Below are 15,413 nucleotides of genomic sequence, written 5' to 3'. Positions count from 1 at the left end.
GGCACCGGCTTTCACGTGTCGTTCGGCACTCTTGACTCGATCATGGACTGTCATGAGCCTGGCATCTGTTCGCTGCTGTGGCGAACCCACGCTAGGGGGGTTCATGAGACGAAGAGCGAGATCGATCCTCGCTGTCGGCGCGCTCCTGATCGGCGGAGCGAGCATCGCACCCATCGCCCAGGCACAACCGGACAGTTCACCCCCGTCCGACCCGGACGAAGTCAAGGTCTTCCGTGCCGAGGTCACCCGCAAGCAGGTACCCCTGCTGCTCGCGGTCGGCCAGGACGGCCACGAACTCGGCGAGCAGGTGCCCGACAAGGGCACAGGCACCGTCGAGGTCTACCTCACCGACCAGCAGGCGAAGAAGCTGGCGAAGCAGGGCGTCGACCTCATCGAGCACGACCTGTCCACCCGTGCGGAAGCCCGCGTCGAGAACGCCGCCGAGGGCGTGTTCCGCCCGTACAGCGGCAAGGGCGGCCTCAAGGAGGAGATCCTCAGGACCGCGCAGGAGAACCCCGGCCTCACCAAGGTCGTCTCCATCGGCAAGACGGTCCGGGGCCAGGACATCCTCGCGCTCAAGCTCACCAAGGGCGCCAAGAAGACGAAGGACGGCTCCAAGCCCTCGGTCCTCTACCTGTCCAACCAGCACGCGCGCGAGTGGATCACGCCGGAGATGACCCGGCGCCTGATGCACCACTACCTGGACAACTACCACAAGGACCGGCGCGTCAAGAAGATCGTCGACTCCACCGAACTGTGGTTCGTCCTCTCGGCCAACCCCGACGGCTACGACCACACCCACGCCAGTGACGACAACCGCCTGTGGCGCAAGAACCTGCGGGACGTCAACGGCGACGGCGTGATCGGCACCGGCGACGGCGTCGACCTCAACCGCAACTTCGCCTACAAGTGGGGCTACGACAACGAGGGCTCGTCCCCCAACCCCGCCGGCGAGACCTACCGCGGCGTCGGACCGGGCTCCGAGCCGGAGACCAAGGCCCTGGACGCCTTCGAGAGGCGGATCGGCTTCACGTACGGCATCAACTACCACTCCGCCGCCGAACTGCTGCTCTACGGAGTCGGCTGGCAGGTGGCCACGCCCACCCCGGACGACGTCCTCTACAAGGCACTCGCCGGTACGCCCGAGAACTCCGCGATCCCCGGCTACCACCCGCAGCTCTCCTCCGAGCTGTACACCACCAACGGCGAGGCCGACGGCCACGCGGCGAACGTCAACGGCATGGCGATGTTCACCCCCGAGATGTCGACCTGCCAGTCCGCCGCCAATGCCGACCCGGACGACGAGTGGAAGGCGTCCGACTGCCGGTCGGTCTTCACCTTCCCGGACGACGAGAAGCTGATCCGGCAGGAGTTCGCCAAGAACGTCCCGTTCGCGCTCTCCGTCGCCGAGTCCGCCGCCCACCCCGACCGGCCCTCCTCGTCGGTCGGACTGAGCGCCGCCGACTTCACCCCGGCCGCGTTCCCGGTGTCGTACTCCCGCGGCGCCGACCAGGAGGTCTCCGTCGTCGCGCGCAAGTCGCTGCGCGACAAGGAACTGAAGTACCGCGTCAACGGCGGCCGCACCGAGGACATGAGGCTCAAGCCCTGGAAGGGCGGCGAGACCTACGGCGGTGAGGACAACCTCTACTTCGACGCGTACCGGGCGAAGGTCAGGGACGGCGACCCCGGCGACAAGGTCGTGGTGTGGTTCACCGGGGAGACCAGGAAGGGCAAGAAGGTCTCCAGCGAGCGCTTCACCTACACCGTCGCCGAGCGGCCCAAGGCGGACACCCTCGTCGTCGCCGAGGAGGGCGCGGCCGCCACGCAGGCACAGAAGTACGTGGCCGCCCTCAAGGCCAACGGCCGCAAGGCGCTCGTCTGGGACGTCGCCGGGCGGGGCGCGCCGGACGCGCTGGGCGTGCTGAGCCACTTCGACACCGTCGTCCACTACACGGGCGCCGGCGTCCCCGGCAACGCCACCCAGGTCCAGCTGCGCGCCTTCCTCAACGAGGGCGGCCGGCTGATCGAGGCCGGCGAGCAGGCCGGCGGCAGCGTCGACCTCGGCGGCGCCCTGTCGGACGACTTCAGCCAGTACTACCTGGGCGCCTACAGCCGTACCTCGGCCGCCGGAGCCACCGGATTCACCGGCTCCGGCGAGCTGGGCGGCTTCACGGGCCCGCTCGCCGCCGCGCCCGGCAACCCCCTGGACGCGGCGGGCCGCTACAGCGTCACCTCCGACGAGCTGCCCGCCGGCACATTCCCGAAGTTCGCGAGCAAGGGCGCCGGACAGTTCGCCGGCGCGGTCAACCCGTACGGCCCGTACGCGGGCTCCTCGATGGCCGCCGCCGTCCACACCGACGACGCCTACAAGCGCCTCACCCGCACCGTGGACCTCACCGGCGTCGCCGCGGCCGACAAGCCCACCCTGCGCACCCAGCTGATGTGGGACACCGAGCCCGGCTACGACAACGTCCTGGTCGAGGCCCACACCACGGGCGCCGACGACTGGACGACCCTGCCCGAGGCGGGCGGCGCCACCAAGGCCGCCGTTCCGGCCGAGTGCGGGGGCGGCTTCTACGTCCGTGAGCACCCCTGGCTCAAGCACTACCTGACCCAGTCGGACGACGGCTGCACCGCGACCGGCAGCACCGGCTCGTGGAACAGCCTCACCGGCGCCTCCGGCGGCTGGCAGCGGGTGGACTTCGACCTGAGCGCGTACGCGGGCACGTCGGTCGAGGTCTCGATCAGCTACGTCACCGACCCGGGCACCGGCGGGCACGGCGTCCTCGCCGACGAGGCCTCGCTCGTCGTCGGCGGCACGGCGAAGGAGACCGAGGGCTTCGAGACCTCGCTCGGCGCCTGGAAGGCGGCCGGACCGCCCGCGGGCAGCCCGGCCGTCCTCAAGGACTGGGCCCGCACCGGGACCCTGCTCCAGACCTACGGCGCGGTCACCACGGACGACACCGTGCTGCTGGGCTTCGGCCTGGAGCACGTCGCCACCGCGGCCGACCGGGCGGCACTGATGAGAAAGGCGCTCGCCTCCCTCGACGTGTGACCGCGGACGTGTGACCCCACAAGACCTGGGAACTCTCCGTCAACAGGCACCACACCAAGTAGCGAATTCGAGTGATCTCGCTCTCGGTGACGGGCGGTCCGTACCCCTACTGGCGGGTACGGACCGCCCTGCCGTGTATGGGGCATCTGGATGTCACCACCGCAGCCTCAGGGAGGTAGGGTCGTAGGCGGTCGGGGACATCCCAAACAGAGCTCGCCGGCTCTTCATGGCCGGCGTACCAACGAGGAGATCGGTTCGTGACGATCCGCGTAGGCATCAACGGCTTCGGCCGCATCGGTCGTAACTACTTCCGCGCGCTGCTGGAGCAGGGTGCAGACATCGAGATCGTGGCTGTCAACGACCTGGGTGACACCGCGACCACCGCTCACCTGCTGAAGTACGACACCATCCTCGGCCGCCTCAAGCAGGAGGTCTCGCACACCGAGGACACCATCACCGTCGGCGACAAGACCATCAAGGTCCTCGCCGAGCGCAACCCCGCCGACATCCCGTGGGGCGAGCTGGGCGTCGACATCGTCATCGAGTCGACCGGCATCTTCACCAAGAAGGCCGACGCCGAGAAGCACATCGCCGGCGGCGCCAAGAAGGTCCTCATCTCGGCTCCGGCCAAGGACGAGGACGTCACCATCGTGATGGGCGTCAACCAGGACAGCTACGACCCGGCGAACCACCACGTCATCTCCAACGCCTCCTGCACCACCAACTGTGTGGCGCCGATGGCCAAGGTCCTCGACGAGAACTTCGGCATCGTCAAGGGCCTGATGACGACGGTGCACGCGTACACGAACGACCAGCGCATCCTGGACTTCCCGCACAAGGACCTGCGCCGCGCCCGTGCCGCCGCCGAGAACATCATCCCGACCACCACGGGTGCCGCCAAGGCCACCGCGCTGGTCCTCCCGCAGCTCAAGGGCAAGCTGGACGGCATGGCCATGCGCGTCCCGGTCCCGACCGGTTCGGTCACCGACCTGGTCCTCGAGCTCGGCCGCGAGGTCACCAAGGAAGAGGTCAACGCCGCCTTCCAGAAGGCGGCCGAGGGCGAGCTGAAGGGCATCCTCGAGTACACCGAGGACCCGATCGTCTCGTCCGACATCGTCAACGCCCCGGCGTCCTGCACCTTCGACTCCTCCCTGACCATGGTCCAGGAGGGCAAGAACGTGAAGGTCATCGGCTGGTACGACAACGAGTGGGGCTACTCCAACCGCCTCGTCGACCTGACGGTCTTCGTCGGCAACCAGCTCTGATCCACAGAGCAGGCACGTCCATGTGAGAGCAGGGCTCGGGCGGCGCGAGAATGCGCTGTCCGAGCCCTGACTCACGTACAGATCAGAGCTGTTCGATCACGAGCGCTTTCGAGCGATCACGAGCTCTTCCAGGAGTCCCCTCATGAAGACGATCGACGAACTCCTCTCCGAAGGGGCCGCCGGCCGGCGGGTCTTCGTCCGCGCCGACCTGAACGTGCCGCTGGACGGCACCACCATCACCGACGACGGCCGGATCCGCGCCGTCGTGCCCACGGTCAAGGCCCTCGCCGACGCGGGCGCCCGGGTGGTCGTCGCCTCGCACCTGGGCCGCCCCAAGGGCGCCCCGGACCCGGCCTTCTCCCTCGCCCCGGCCGCCGCGCGCCTCGGCGAACTGCTCGGCACGGACGTACGGTTCGCCACCGACACGGTCGGCGAGTCCGCCCGGGCCACCGTCGCCGCCCTCGCCGACGGCCAGGTCGCGGTCGTCGAGAACCTGCGCTTCAACGCCGGCGAGACCAGCAAGGACGACGCCGAGCGCGGCGCCTTCGCCGACCAGCTCGCCGCCCTCGCCGACCTCTACGTCGGTGACGGCTTCGGAGCGGTGCACCGCAAGCATGCCTCCGTCTACGACCTCCCGGCCCGGCTGCCGCACGCCGCCGGCTACCTCATCGCCAAGGAGGTCGCCGTCCTGAAGAAGCTGACGGACGATCTCCAGCGGCCCTACGTCGTCGCCCTCGGCGGCGCCAAGGTCTCCGACAAGCTCGCTGTCATCGACCAGCTGCTCGGCAGGGCCGACCGCATCCTCATCGGCGGCGGCATGGCCTACACCTTCCTCAAGGCCAAGGGCTACGAGGTCGGCAGTTCCCTCCTCCAGGAGGACCAGATCCCGGCCGTCCAGGAGTACCTCGAGCGGGCCGAGAAGACCGGCGTCGAGCTGGTTGTGCCCGTCGACGCCCTGAGCGCGACCGAGTTCCCGGACCTGAAGACCAAGGCTCCCGCCCACCCCACGACCGTCGCCGCGGACGCCATCCCGGCCGACCAGATGGGCCTCGACATCGGGCCCGAGACCCGCAAGCTGTACGCGTCCAAGCTCGCCGACGCCGCCACCGTCTTCTGGAACGGGCCCATGGGCGTCTTCGAGCACCCCGACTACGCCGAGGGCACCAAGGCGGTCGCCCAGGCCCTCGTCGAATCCAAGGGCTTCACCGTGGTCGGCGGCGGCGACTCCGCCGCCGCCGTGCGCACCCTGGGCTTCGACGAGACGGCATTCGGCCACATCTCGACCGGTGGCGGCGCCTCCCTCGAATACCTCGAGGGCAAGACGCTCCCCGGCCTCGCCGCACTGGAGGACTGACCTAGATGGCTGTATCTGATGTTCCTGGGCGCACGCCGCTGATGGCGGGCAACTGGAAGATGAACCTCAACCACCTCGAGGCCATCGCCCACGTCCAGAAGCTCGCCTTCGCCCTGGCTGACAAGGACTACGAGGCCGTCGAGGTCGCCGTCCTGCCGCCCTTCACCGACCTGCGCTCCGTACAGACCCTGGTCGACGGCGACAAGCTCAAGATCAAGTACGGTGCGCAGGATCTGTCGGCGCACGACTCCGGCGCCTACACCGGCGAGATCTCGGGCTCGATGCTGGCCAAGCTGAAGTGCACGTACGTGGCGATCGGCCACTCCGAGCGGCGCCAGTACCACAACGAGACCGACGAGCTGGTGAACGCCAAGGTCAAGGCCGCCTACAAGCACGGCCTGACCCCCATCCTGTGCGTCGGTGAGGAGCTGGAGGTCCGCGAGGCGGGCAACCACGTCGCCCACACCCTCGCCCAGGTCGAGGGCGGTCTGAAGGACCTCCCCGCCGAGCAGGCCGAGACCATCGTGATCGCCTATGAGCCCGTCTGGGCCATCGGCACCGGCAAGGTCTGCGGCGCCGAGGACGCCCAGGAGGTCTGCGCGGCGATCCGCGGCAAGATCGCCGAGCTGTACTCGCAGGAGCTGGCCGACAAGGTCCGCATCCAGTACGGCGGCTCCGTCAAGTCGGGCAACGTCGCCGAGATCATGGCCCAGGCCGACATCGACGGCGCCCTGGTCGGCGGTGCCTCGCTGGACGCCGACGAGTTCGTCAAGATCGTGCGCTTCCGCGACCAGTGAGTATGCGGTAGACGCGATCCGTCGTACCCTTGCGGGGTCCAGCACTGTGCTGGGCCCCGCGTCGTCCATCCGAATCCGAGGAAGTTGGTCCAGCCGTGGTTTTGGGGTTCTCGATCGCCCTGATCGTCTTCAGCCTGCTGATGATGCTGCTGGTGCTGATGCACAAGGGCAAGGGCGGCGGTCTCTCCGACATGTTCGGTGGCGGCGATGCAGTCCTCCGTCGGCGGCTCCTCGGTCGCCGAACGCAACCTCGACCGGATCACCGTCGTGGTCGGTCTGCTCTGGTTCGCGTGCATTATCGTGCTCGGCATCCTGATGAAGGTGAAGAACTGACCGGCCCGCATCCCGCACACACTGCGTACGCAGGCAATACGTACGTAACGCCCCATGTTCGGTACGCGCGGCACAGCGCGGCCTATCATGGGGCTTGCGTCTAGGTGTGAGGGTTGTAACTCCAATCACTGGACGCGCGTTGGGCCTTACGTAGACTGAGGCGCTCGCAGCGAAGCGGAACGCCGACTCGCTTCGCGGCACCATCACGCAGGGAGTTACGACCGTGGCAAGTGGCAACGCGATCCGGGGAAGCCGGGTCGGGGCGGGGCCGATGGGCGAGGCCGAGCGCGGCGAGTCCGCGCCGCGGCTGCGCATCTCCTTCTGGTGCTCCAACGGACACGAGACCCAGCCGAGCTTCGCCAGCGACGCGCAGGTGCCCGATACCTGGGACTGTCCCCGCTGCGGCTTTCCGGCCGGCCAGGACCGGGACAACCCGCCGGACCCGCCGCGCACCGAGCCCTACAAGACGCACCTGGCGTACGTGCGCGAGCGCCGCAGCGACGCGGACGGCGAGGCGATCCTCGCCGAGGCGCTCGCCAAACTGCGGGGCGAAATCTAGGAGTTGAGACCGGCCGGGCACCAGCAGGTGCCCGGCCGGAGCTGCTTTCCGCAACCGACGGACGGCCGCTCGCGGACCGATTGTCAGTGGTGCCCTCTACGGTTTGTGCATCGGGCGAACCGTGAGGGGGGAACAGTGGCGACGGTCGAGGTGGAATGCGTGCGCGTGCCCGCGTGGCGCGGCGGCTTCGGACGGCTGTGGAGCGCCGCCGTGCTGTCCAGTTTCGGTGACGCGCTGCGTACGGCCGCGCTGCCCCTGCTCGCCGTCACGCTGACCGACGAGCCGCTGCTCATCGCCTCCGTCACGGCCTGCGGCTATCTGCCCTGGATCGTCTTCGGCCTGCTCGGCGGGGCCGTCGCCGACCGGGTGGACCAGCGGCGCGCCATGTGGAGGGTGGATGTCTTACGGGGGCTGCTGGTGGCCGCCTTCGCGGTGGCCGTCGCTCTCGGTCACGCCTCGATCGGCCTGCTCATCGTGCTGGCCTTCGCCCTGACCACGTTCCAGACCCTCTTCGACAACGCCGCCACGGCCCTGCTGCCCGCCCTGGTCGACCGGGACGCCCTCGGCAGCGCCAACGCCCGGCTGCTGACCGGCCAGCGCATCGCGGGCGGCCTGCTGGGCGGGCCCGTCGTGCCGCTGCTGCTGGCCGCCGGGGCCGCCGTGCCCTTCGCGGCCGACGCCGTGACCTTCCTGGTGGCCGCCGCCCTGGTGGCCTCGCTGCCGGCCGCCGAGTCCGACCGCACGCCGCGACCGTCGGGGAGCACCCTGCGCCGCGAGATCGCGGAGGGACTGCGCACCCTGTGGCGCGACCGCGCCCTGCGTAGCCTGTGCGCCGCGACCGCCCTGTGCAACATCGGCATGGGCACCCAGCTCGCCATGCTGGTCGTCCTCGTCACCGACTGGCTCGACGCGGGCCCCGCGGGATACGCGGCGGCGGGCGCGGCCTTCACACTGGGCAGCCTGGCCGGGGGAGTGGTGAACAGCCGGCTGGTCGCGCGGCTCGGCCGGCTGCGGTCCGTGCTGCTCGCCGGCTCGGTGCAGACCGCCGCCCTCGTCGTCATGGGCACCGTGCGCAGCCTGACCGTGCTGGTGGGCGCGCTGGCCGTCTTCGGGCTCATGGGCATGGTGTGGAACGTCAACACGACGACACTGATGCAGGAGCGCAGCCCCGCCCGGCTCCTGGGCCGGGTCAGCTCGGCCTTCCGGACCCTGGCCTTCGCCGGTGTGCCCCTCGGCGCCCTGCTGGGCGGGGCCGTCGCCACCGCCTGGGGGCCGAACACCCCGCCCCTGCTCACGGCCGCCTTCTTCGTCCTGTCCGTCCTCGCACTGATACCCGCGCTCAAGGCGAACGTAGTTGTTGTCGGGCCGGACGACGGCGCCACGACATCCGATGTCACGCGCTGATCAATTAAGTTGGGGACCGGCAGCGGGGCAAGGTACGCAGGCAGGACAGGAAAGAAGGCTGAAGCCCGAGATGAACGCAGACGGCCGTACCAGGCTCAACCAGACGTCCGAGTGGACGGCACTGGCCAAGCACCGCGAGGAGCTGGGCGATGTCCAGCTGCGCGAGCTGTTCGCCGCCGACTCCGGCCGCGGCACCGCGTACACCCTCCGGGTCGGCGACCTGTACGTCGACTACTCCAAGCACCTCGTCACCGACGACACCCTGCGGCTGCTGCGCGAACTGGCCGCCGCCACCGACGTGTTCGGGTTGCGGGACGCCATGTTCCGCGGCGAGAAGATCAACACCACGGAGAACCGGGCCGTGCTGCACACCGCGCTGCGCGCCCCGCGTGACGCGGTGATCGAGGTCGACGGCGAGAACGTCGTCCCGGGTGTGCACGCCGTGCTCGACAAGATGGCCGACTTCGCGAACCGGGTGCGCTCCGGGGAGTGGACGGGGCACACCGGCAAGCGGATCCGCAACGTCGTCAACGTCGGCATCGGCGGCTCCGACCTGGGCCCCGCGATGGCGTACGAGGTGCTGCGTGCCTTCACGGACCGCTCGCTGACCGTGCGTTTCGTGTCGAACGTGGACGGCGCCGACCTGCACGAGGCCATCCGCGACCTGGACCCGGCGGAGACGCTGTTCGTCATCGCCTCCAAGACCTTCACCACCATCGAGACGGTCACCAACGCCACGTCCGCGCGCGGCTGGCTGCTGGACGCGCTCGGTGGGGGAGAGGCCGCCGTCGCCAAGCACTTCGTCGCCCTGTCGACGAACGCCGAGAAGGTCGCCGAGTTCGGCATCGACACGGCCAACATGTTCGAGTTCTGGGACTGGGTCGGCGGCCGCTACTCGTACGACTCGGCGATCGGCCTGGCCCTGATGATCGCCATCGGTCCGGACAACTTCCGGGAGATGCTCGACGGCTTCCGGATCGTCGACGAGCACTTCCGGACGGCGCCCGCCGAGTCCAACGTGCCGCTCCTGCTGGGCCTGCTGGGCATCTGGTACGGCAACTTCCACGACGCCCAGTCGCACGCGGTGCTGCCCTACAGCCACTACCTGTCCAAGTTCACCGCCTACCTCCAGCAACTCGACATGGAGTCCAACGGCAAGTACGTCGGCCGGGACGGGCGTGAGGTGGAGTGGCAGACCGGGCCGGTCGTGTGGGGTACGCCGGGCACCAACGGGCAGCACGCCTACTACCAGCTCATCCATCAGGGCACGAAGCTGATCCCGGCTGACTTCATCGGCTTCGCGCGACCGGTCGGCGAGCTGGGCGACCGGCTCAAGGCGCAGCACGACCTGCTGATGGCCAACTTCTTCGCGCAGACGCAGGCGCTCGCCTTCGGCAAGACCCCGGAGGAGGTGCGGGCCGAGGGGGTGCCCGAGGAGCTGGTGCCGCACAAGACGTTCAAGGGCAACCACCCGACGACCACCATCCTGGCGCCCGAGCTGACGCCGTCCGTCCTCGGCCAGTTGGTCGCCCTCTACGAGCACAAGGTGTTCGTGCAGGGCGCGGTGTGGAACATCGACTCCTTCGACCAGTGGGGCGTGGAGCTGGGCAAGATCCTCGCCAAGCGCGTCGAGCCCGCGCTGACCGAGGGCGCCGAGGTCGAGGGCCTGGACGCGTCCACCAAGGCCCTGGTCGGCACGTACCGGGAGCTGCGCGGCCGGCAGTGACGAGCACCGGGCGGGAGGCGGACGGCAGCGCGCTGTCCGCCCACCGCCCGGCGGCGCCCCCTCCGCTTCCCGTAGACTCCCGCACGATCATCATGGCGAGTGCTCGGGGGAGCGCGAAATGGCACGCACACGCGGCAGTTGGACAGGCGGCAGGCTGACGGTCCGGTCCGTCCTGAAGCCCCAGGACGTGGCCCAGGCGGTGTTCCACCCCGCGTGGATACCGCAGCCGCTCGATCCGTCCGTGGAGCGGCTGAAGAAATTCCGGGTCATCGCCGGGGCGGTCGCGTCCCTCGGGGTCTACACCTTCATCGAGGGCGGCTTCGACTTCACGGAGCTGCTGGAGAACGCGATGACGGCCTCCGTCGTCCTGCTCTTCCTCACGCCGCTGACGGTCGGGGCGATGCTCTGGGTCTGGCGGCGCGGGGGCACGGTGCGGCAGCTGCGGGTGCCGCTGCTCAACTCCCTTCTGCTGCTCCTGCTGTTCGTCGGGTGCGTGGCCGCCCTGCTGTTGCTGGTGCGGACGGTGAACGGCTCGGCGAACCCCGTCGTGATCATCGGGGTCGGCCTGACGATGATGTGGATGCTCATCTTCACGGCCTACGGGGCGGTGCGGGTCTCCGGCAACTTCTTCGGCACGGCCGCCACGCACCGCTGCCTGCCGCCGCTGCTCGCCATGGTGACCAGCTGGCTGGTGGCCGTCCCGGATCTCGTCACCGGTGATCTGCACGGACTGAGCCTCACCCTGGGCATCGTCTTCATCCTGGGCGCTCCCGTGACGGTCACCGCCATCGCGCTGCTGGAGATGGGGCGGCTCAAGCGGCGGTACGGGATCAGGCTGAAGGCCCATCCGGCGACTCTGGCACCGGCGCCTGGGCCGGTGCCGCCGATGCCGCCGGGGATGCCTCCGGCGGGATCGCCGTACCTGCCGCCGCAGGGGAACCCGTACGGGCATCCCTACGCGCCGGGCGGGCAGCACCCGTACGCCGCGCACCCGCAGCCGCCGTACAACCCGCAGTACCCCTACGGGGGCTGACCCGGGAGCCGCCGGGACGTCAGGCGACCGCGCTCAGCGTGTCCGCCAGTCGGCGGCGGGCCGCGCGGGCCGCGGGCACGGCGGCCAGCGCGGCCGCGCAGAGCACCGCCGCCGCACCGAGCAGCAGCACCAGCGGGGCGGACGGGCCCCGGGCGATCCCGGCGCCGATGCCGCTCGACCGGCCCTGGGCGTCGATCAGCCAGTGGGCGAGCGGCAGGCCCAGGGCGGTGGCGGCGAGCACGGCCGCCAGTGCCGTACAGCCGGTGGCCGTGACCGTGATGCCCGTGATCTGCCGGGGGGACAGGCCGATGGCCTTCAGCGCGAGCAGGTCCCGTTCGCTCTCGCGGACCGTGCCGCCGATCGCGGTCAGCAGCTCGATCAGTCCGATGAGGGCGAGGACGGCGATCAGCCCGGCGACGACGGCGCGCAGCGGGGAGAGTCCGTCGGCGGGGTTGGTCACGGTGTGCACGTCCAGGTGTCCGCGCCCGGCCGTGGCCAGCCGGTCGGCGACCTCCCGCGGGTCGGCACCGGGGTCCAGGCGCAGCTCGTAGAGGGTCGGGCGGAGCCCGGGGTCGTTCGCGCGGAGGGTGTCGAGGGACGTGGAGATGACCCGGCCGGCGTTCTCCGGCTCGATGCTGCGGCCCACGATGTGCAGGATCTGCGGCTGGTCGCCGACGGTCATCCGCACCCAGTCGCCGACGCGCACGTCCAGCAGGTCGAGCAGGCCCTGCCCGGCCACTGCCTCGTCGGCGCCGCGGGCGGGGCGGCCCTCGGCGAGGGTGTACGGGTAGGGGTCCTGGCCGGTGCCGAGGCCGCGCAGGGCGATGGTCGCCGTCTGGCCCGGGACCAGGGCGGCCGTCTCGACGCCGGGGTAGGCGGCGGCCACCTCCGGGTCGCGTTCCAGGAGGGCACGGGTCTGCCGCTCGTCCAGACCGGCGTCGGCGCGGACGCTGAGGGCGGTCGGCAGGCCGATCTGCTCGGGCGTGCTGTGGAAGCGCTCGATGGTGGTCCACGCGCTCATCGCCACGACGATCAGCAGCAGCGGCAGGGTGAGGCGGGCGACGGTGGCGAGGGACCGGGGGCGGCGGGTGAACGCCTTGTGCCAGCCCAGCACCAACGCGGGCGGAACCCGCGCCCCGAGGGCGCGACGCGCCAGGTCGGAGAGCTGCCCGCTCCGGGGAGCCGCGGGGCGCAGCCCGAGGCCCCGACGCAGCCCGCCGATCGGCCGCCCGCCGGGCGGAGCCGCCGCGGGGCCCGGGCCGAAGGCCCGGCTCGGGCCCGGCCCGGGCAGTCGGCTGCCGAGTGCCGCCGTCGGTTGCTGGACCGGTACCGGCGGGACGCGGCCCGCCCGCCAGGCGGCCAGGCCGGTGGTCGCGCCGATGAACAGCACCGCGCCCACCGGTATGACGAACAGCGCCACGGTGTGGCCGGGCAGCCCCTGCCACACGCCGACCGCGTCCCCGAGCCGCCCCGGGATCCGGCTGCCCAGGGCCTCGGCCAGCGCGGCGGCGGCCACCGCGCCCAGCAGCGCGTAGGCGAGGTGCTGGAGCAGGTAGATCCGGACCACCTGGCCGGGGGTGAAGCCGATGGCCTTGAGGACGGAGAGGTCCCGCAGGTGGCCACGGATACGGGTGCCGATCGCGCCGTGCACGGCGAGCCCGGCGGCGATCAGCGCGCCCAGCCCGAACAGGCCCAGCACCTGGCCGAGGAGCCGGTTGTCGCCCTGGGCCTCAGCCCGGGCCTGCTGCCAGGTGGACACCTCCCCGATCGCCCCGGCGCCCAGTACGGTCACGGCACGCTGGACGACGTAGGACGTGTCGCCGGGGTCCGTCAGCCGCAGTCCGATCACCTGGCCGCCGGGGTCCGGCACGGCCGACGGCAGTGCCCACACCAGGCCCGGCTGCTCACCGGGCCGGTAGCGCGGCTCGGCGCTGTCGGCGAGGCCCACGACGGTCAGTTCGCGGGCCGTGCCGGGCACCGTGAGGATGTCGCCGGGCTCGGCCAGCAGCGCGCGGGCGAGGCGGCTCTCCAGGACGACACCGTTCGGGGTCGCGGGGTCCAGCCAGTGGCCGGAGACGACCGGCGGGCGGCCGACGGACGGGCGTTCCGGAGTGCCGCGCAGCTCGACGGCGGCGCGGCTGCCGCGCGAGGCGACGGTGGTGGCGGCCGTGGGGTACGGGCCGGCGACGGAGTCGACGCCCTCCAGCTCGGCCAGCTTCCCGGTGTCGGCCGCGGTGTCGGTGTGCAGCCACACATGCGCGCCGTGCGACTGTGTGAACACGCGCTGCCAGGGATTGGTGGCGTACCCGAACAGGGCCGTGGCCAGCAGCAGGGAGGCGACGATGCCAGCGGTGGCGAGGACGAGGAACAGCGCCTCGCCGCGGTGCGTGCGCAGATCGGAGTGCGCCCAGCGCAGGGTGGCTCGCACAGGCCTCAGCCTCTCGGCCCGGACACCGGGCAGCCGTCGTACACCCGCATGTCAGTCCCTCACCCGCATGTCAGTCCCTGAGTTCCAGCACACCGGAGATGCCGGACCGGCGGGGCGGAGTGCCGCCGTCGAGTTCCGCGTCGTCGGCGATCCGGCCGTCGAAGAAGCTGATCACCCGGTCCGCGGCGCTCGCCAGCCGCGCGTCATGGGTGACCAGCAGGATCGTCTGCCCGCGCTGGTGGAAGCGGGACAGCAGCCGCATGACCTCGCGGGTGCCCTTGCTGTCGAGGCTGCCCGCGGGTTCGTCGGCCAGCAGCAGCGGGGGATGGTTGACCAGGGCCCGGGCCAGGGCGACGCGCTGCTGCTCACCGCCGGACAGCTCGCCCGGCATGCTGCGCTCCTTGCCCGTCAGGCCCAGCTCGGCCAGCAACTGTTCCCGCTCGGCCCGCGCCCGCTTCGGCGAGGTCCCGGCGAGCAGGGCGGGCAGCTCCACGTTGTCGGCGACGGACAGGTTGGACACCAGGTTGAAGAACTGGAAGACGATCCCGATCCGCTTCCGACGCTCCACCGCCCAGCGTGCCTCGCTGTAGGTGTCGGTGGACTCGCCGTCGAGCCAGATACGGCCCGCGTCCGGCCGCTGCAGGCCGCCGAGCAGATGCAGCAGCGTCGACTTGCCGGCCCCGGACGGACCGGTGATCGCCACGAACTCGCCGGGCCGTACGCACAGGTCGACCCCGCGCACGGCATGGGCGGGCGCGCCCTCGCCGTGATGCGTCTTCACCAGGCCCTCGGCGCGCAGCACAGGAGCGGGACGGTCGTCGCTCACTCCAGCTCCTCCAGCTCTTCCTGGCACCGTTCCAGCCAGTCGAGGTCGGCTTGCAGGTGCAGCATCGCGCCCTCGATCAGCAGGTGGGCGATGCGGTTGTCACGGTCTTCGGCGGCGGCCAGCTTCGACAGCTGCCGCATCGTGTTCAGGTACTGGCGCCGCTGCTGGTTGATCAGGGAGATCTGGTCGGCGAGCCCGCTCTGCGGAGCGAGCGCCAGCTTCATGAAGAACTCGTCCCGCACCCGCGGCTCGTCCTCGGGCTCCTCGAACCAGGCGCGCAGCGCCTCCCGCCCGGCGTCGGTGAGGTGGTAGACCTTTTTGTTGGGCCGGCTGGACTGCGCCACGTCCTCGCCCTCGATCAGTCCCGACTTCTCGAGGCGGCCGAGGGTCACATAGATCTGGCCGACATTCGGCTGAGGGTACGCGGAGCCCAGCAGTTGCTCAAGGTCCTGCTTGAGCTCGTAGCCGTGGGCGGGTCCGCGGGCGAGGAGTGCCAGGAGGGGCAGGCGCACGCGTGCAGTCCTCCTGTCCGGTCCAATGTGCTCCAGGCCCTAGTATCGCCCATACCTAACAGGTATACATGGCCTCTGTTCCGGGCGAAGGTGCCCGTCGCCGGTGTACAGGGAGGAACCT

General features: G+C 70.8%; 11 protein-coding genes and 1 pseudogene. 9 read left to right on the top strand and 3 right to left on the bottom strand.

Going from position 1 to position 15,413, the window contains the following annotated elements; all coding sequences use genetic code 11:
- The first annotated feature begins 103 nt into the window (after positions 1–103).
- The 9 genes and pseudogenes from QF034_RS09475 to QF034_RS09435 all read left to right on the top strand — a co-directional run bounded on the left by QF034_RS09475 (position 104) and on the right by QF034_RS09435 (position 11,526).
- Positions 104–3,055, top strand: coding sequence for a M14 family metallopeptidase (locus QF034_RS09475; protein ID WP_307174509.1), 2,952 nt, complete (start codon positions 104–106; stop codon positions 3,053–3,055).
- 257 nt (positions 3,056–3,312) lie between these two features.
- Entirely contained in the window at positions 3,313–4,320 is a 1,008-nt protein-coding gene (gene gap / locus QF034_RS09470) for a type I glyceraldehyde-3-phosphate dehydrogenase (protein WP_086561720.1), read from the top strand.
- Positions 4,321–4,462: 142 nt separating this feature from the next.
- The gene (locus QF034_RS09465) at positions 4,463–5,674 is read left to right on the top strand and encodes a phosphoglycerate kinase (RefSeq protein ID WP_307174507.1); all 1,212 of its coding nucleotides are present in this window, start codon (positions 4,463–4,465) and stop codon (positions 5,672–5,674) included.
- 41 nt (positions 5,675–5,715) lie between these two features.
- The gene (gene tpiA, locus QF034_RS09460) at positions 5,716–6,471 is read left to right on the top strand and encodes a triose-phosphate isomerase (RefSeq protein ID WP_307179842.1); all 756 of its coding nucleotides are present in this window, start codon (positions 5,716–5,718) and stop codon (positions 6,469–6,471) included.
- Between the two features lie 95 nt (positions 6,472–6,566).
- A pseudogene (gene secG / locus QF034_RS09455) lies at positions 6,567–6,804 on the top strand (preprotein translocase subunit SecG).
- Positions 6,805–7,027: 223 nt separating this feature from the next.
- Entirely contained in the window at positions 7,028–7,363 is a 336-nt protein-coding gene (locus tag QF034_RS09450; protein WP_003957010.1) for an RNA polymerase-binding protein RbpA, read from the top strand.
- A 135-nt stretch (positions 7,364–7,498) separates the two neighbouring features.
- Complete coding sequence (locus QF034_RS09445; protein WP_307174506.1) at positions 7,499–8,767, top strand: MFS transporter; 1,269 nt, start codon at positions 7,499–7,501, stop codon at positions 8,765–8,767.
- A 70-nt stretch (positions 8,768–8,837) separates the two neighbouring features.
- Positions 8,838–10,493: a glucose-6-phosphate isomerase gene (gene pgi / locus QF034_RS09440; RefSeq protein WP_307174505.1), complete on the top strand. Its 1,656-nt coding sequence runs from the start codon at positions 8,838–8,840 to the stop codon at positions 10,491–10,493.
- A gap of 118 nt (positions 10,494–10,611) precedes the next feature.
- Positions 10,612–11,526, top strand: a complete 915-nt coding sequence (locus QF034_RS09435; protein ID WP_307174504.1) for a hypothetical protein — start codon at positions 10,612–10,614, stop codon at positions 11,524–11,526.
- Positions 11,527–11,545: 19 nt separating this feature from the next.
- Here QF034_RS09435 and QF034_RS09430 read toward each other — a convergent pair whose 3' ends face one another.
- The 3 genes from QF034_RS09430 to QF034_RS09420 all read right to left on the bottom strand — a co-directional run bounded on the left by QF034_RS09430 (position 11,546) and on the right by QF034_RS09420 (position 15,292).
- Positions 11,546–13,954, bottom strand: a complete 2,409-nt coding sequence (locus tag QF034_RS09430; protein WP_307174503.1) for an ABC transporter permease — start codon at positions 13,952–13,954, stop codon at positions 11,546–11,548.
- A 70-nt stretch (positions 13,955–14,024) separates the two neighbouring features.
- On the bottom strand, positions 14,025–14,780 hold the full coding sequence (locus QF034_RS09425) for an ABC transporter ATP-binding protein (protein WP_107400482.1): 756 nt from the start codon (positions 14,778–14,780) through the stop codon (positions 14,025–14,027).
- Entirely contained in the window at positions 14,777–15,292 is a 516-nt protein-coding gene (locus QF034_RS09420) for a PadR family transcriptional regulator (protein WP_086561728.1), read from the bottom strand. The genes QF034_RS09425 and QF034_RS09420 overlap by 4 nt, the downstream gene beginning before the upstream one ends.
- Between the last annotated feature and the right edge of the window lie 121 nt (positions 15,293–15,413).

The sequence above is a fragment of the Streptomyces africanus genome (assembly GCF_030816955.1).
GTDB classification, from domain to species: domain Bacteria; phylum Actinomycetota; class Actinomycetes; order Streptomycetales; family Streptomycetaceae; genus Streptomyces; species Streptomyces africanus.
Note: the sequence above shows the minus strand (reverse complement) of the source record. Positions and strands in the feature narration are given on the sequence as shown.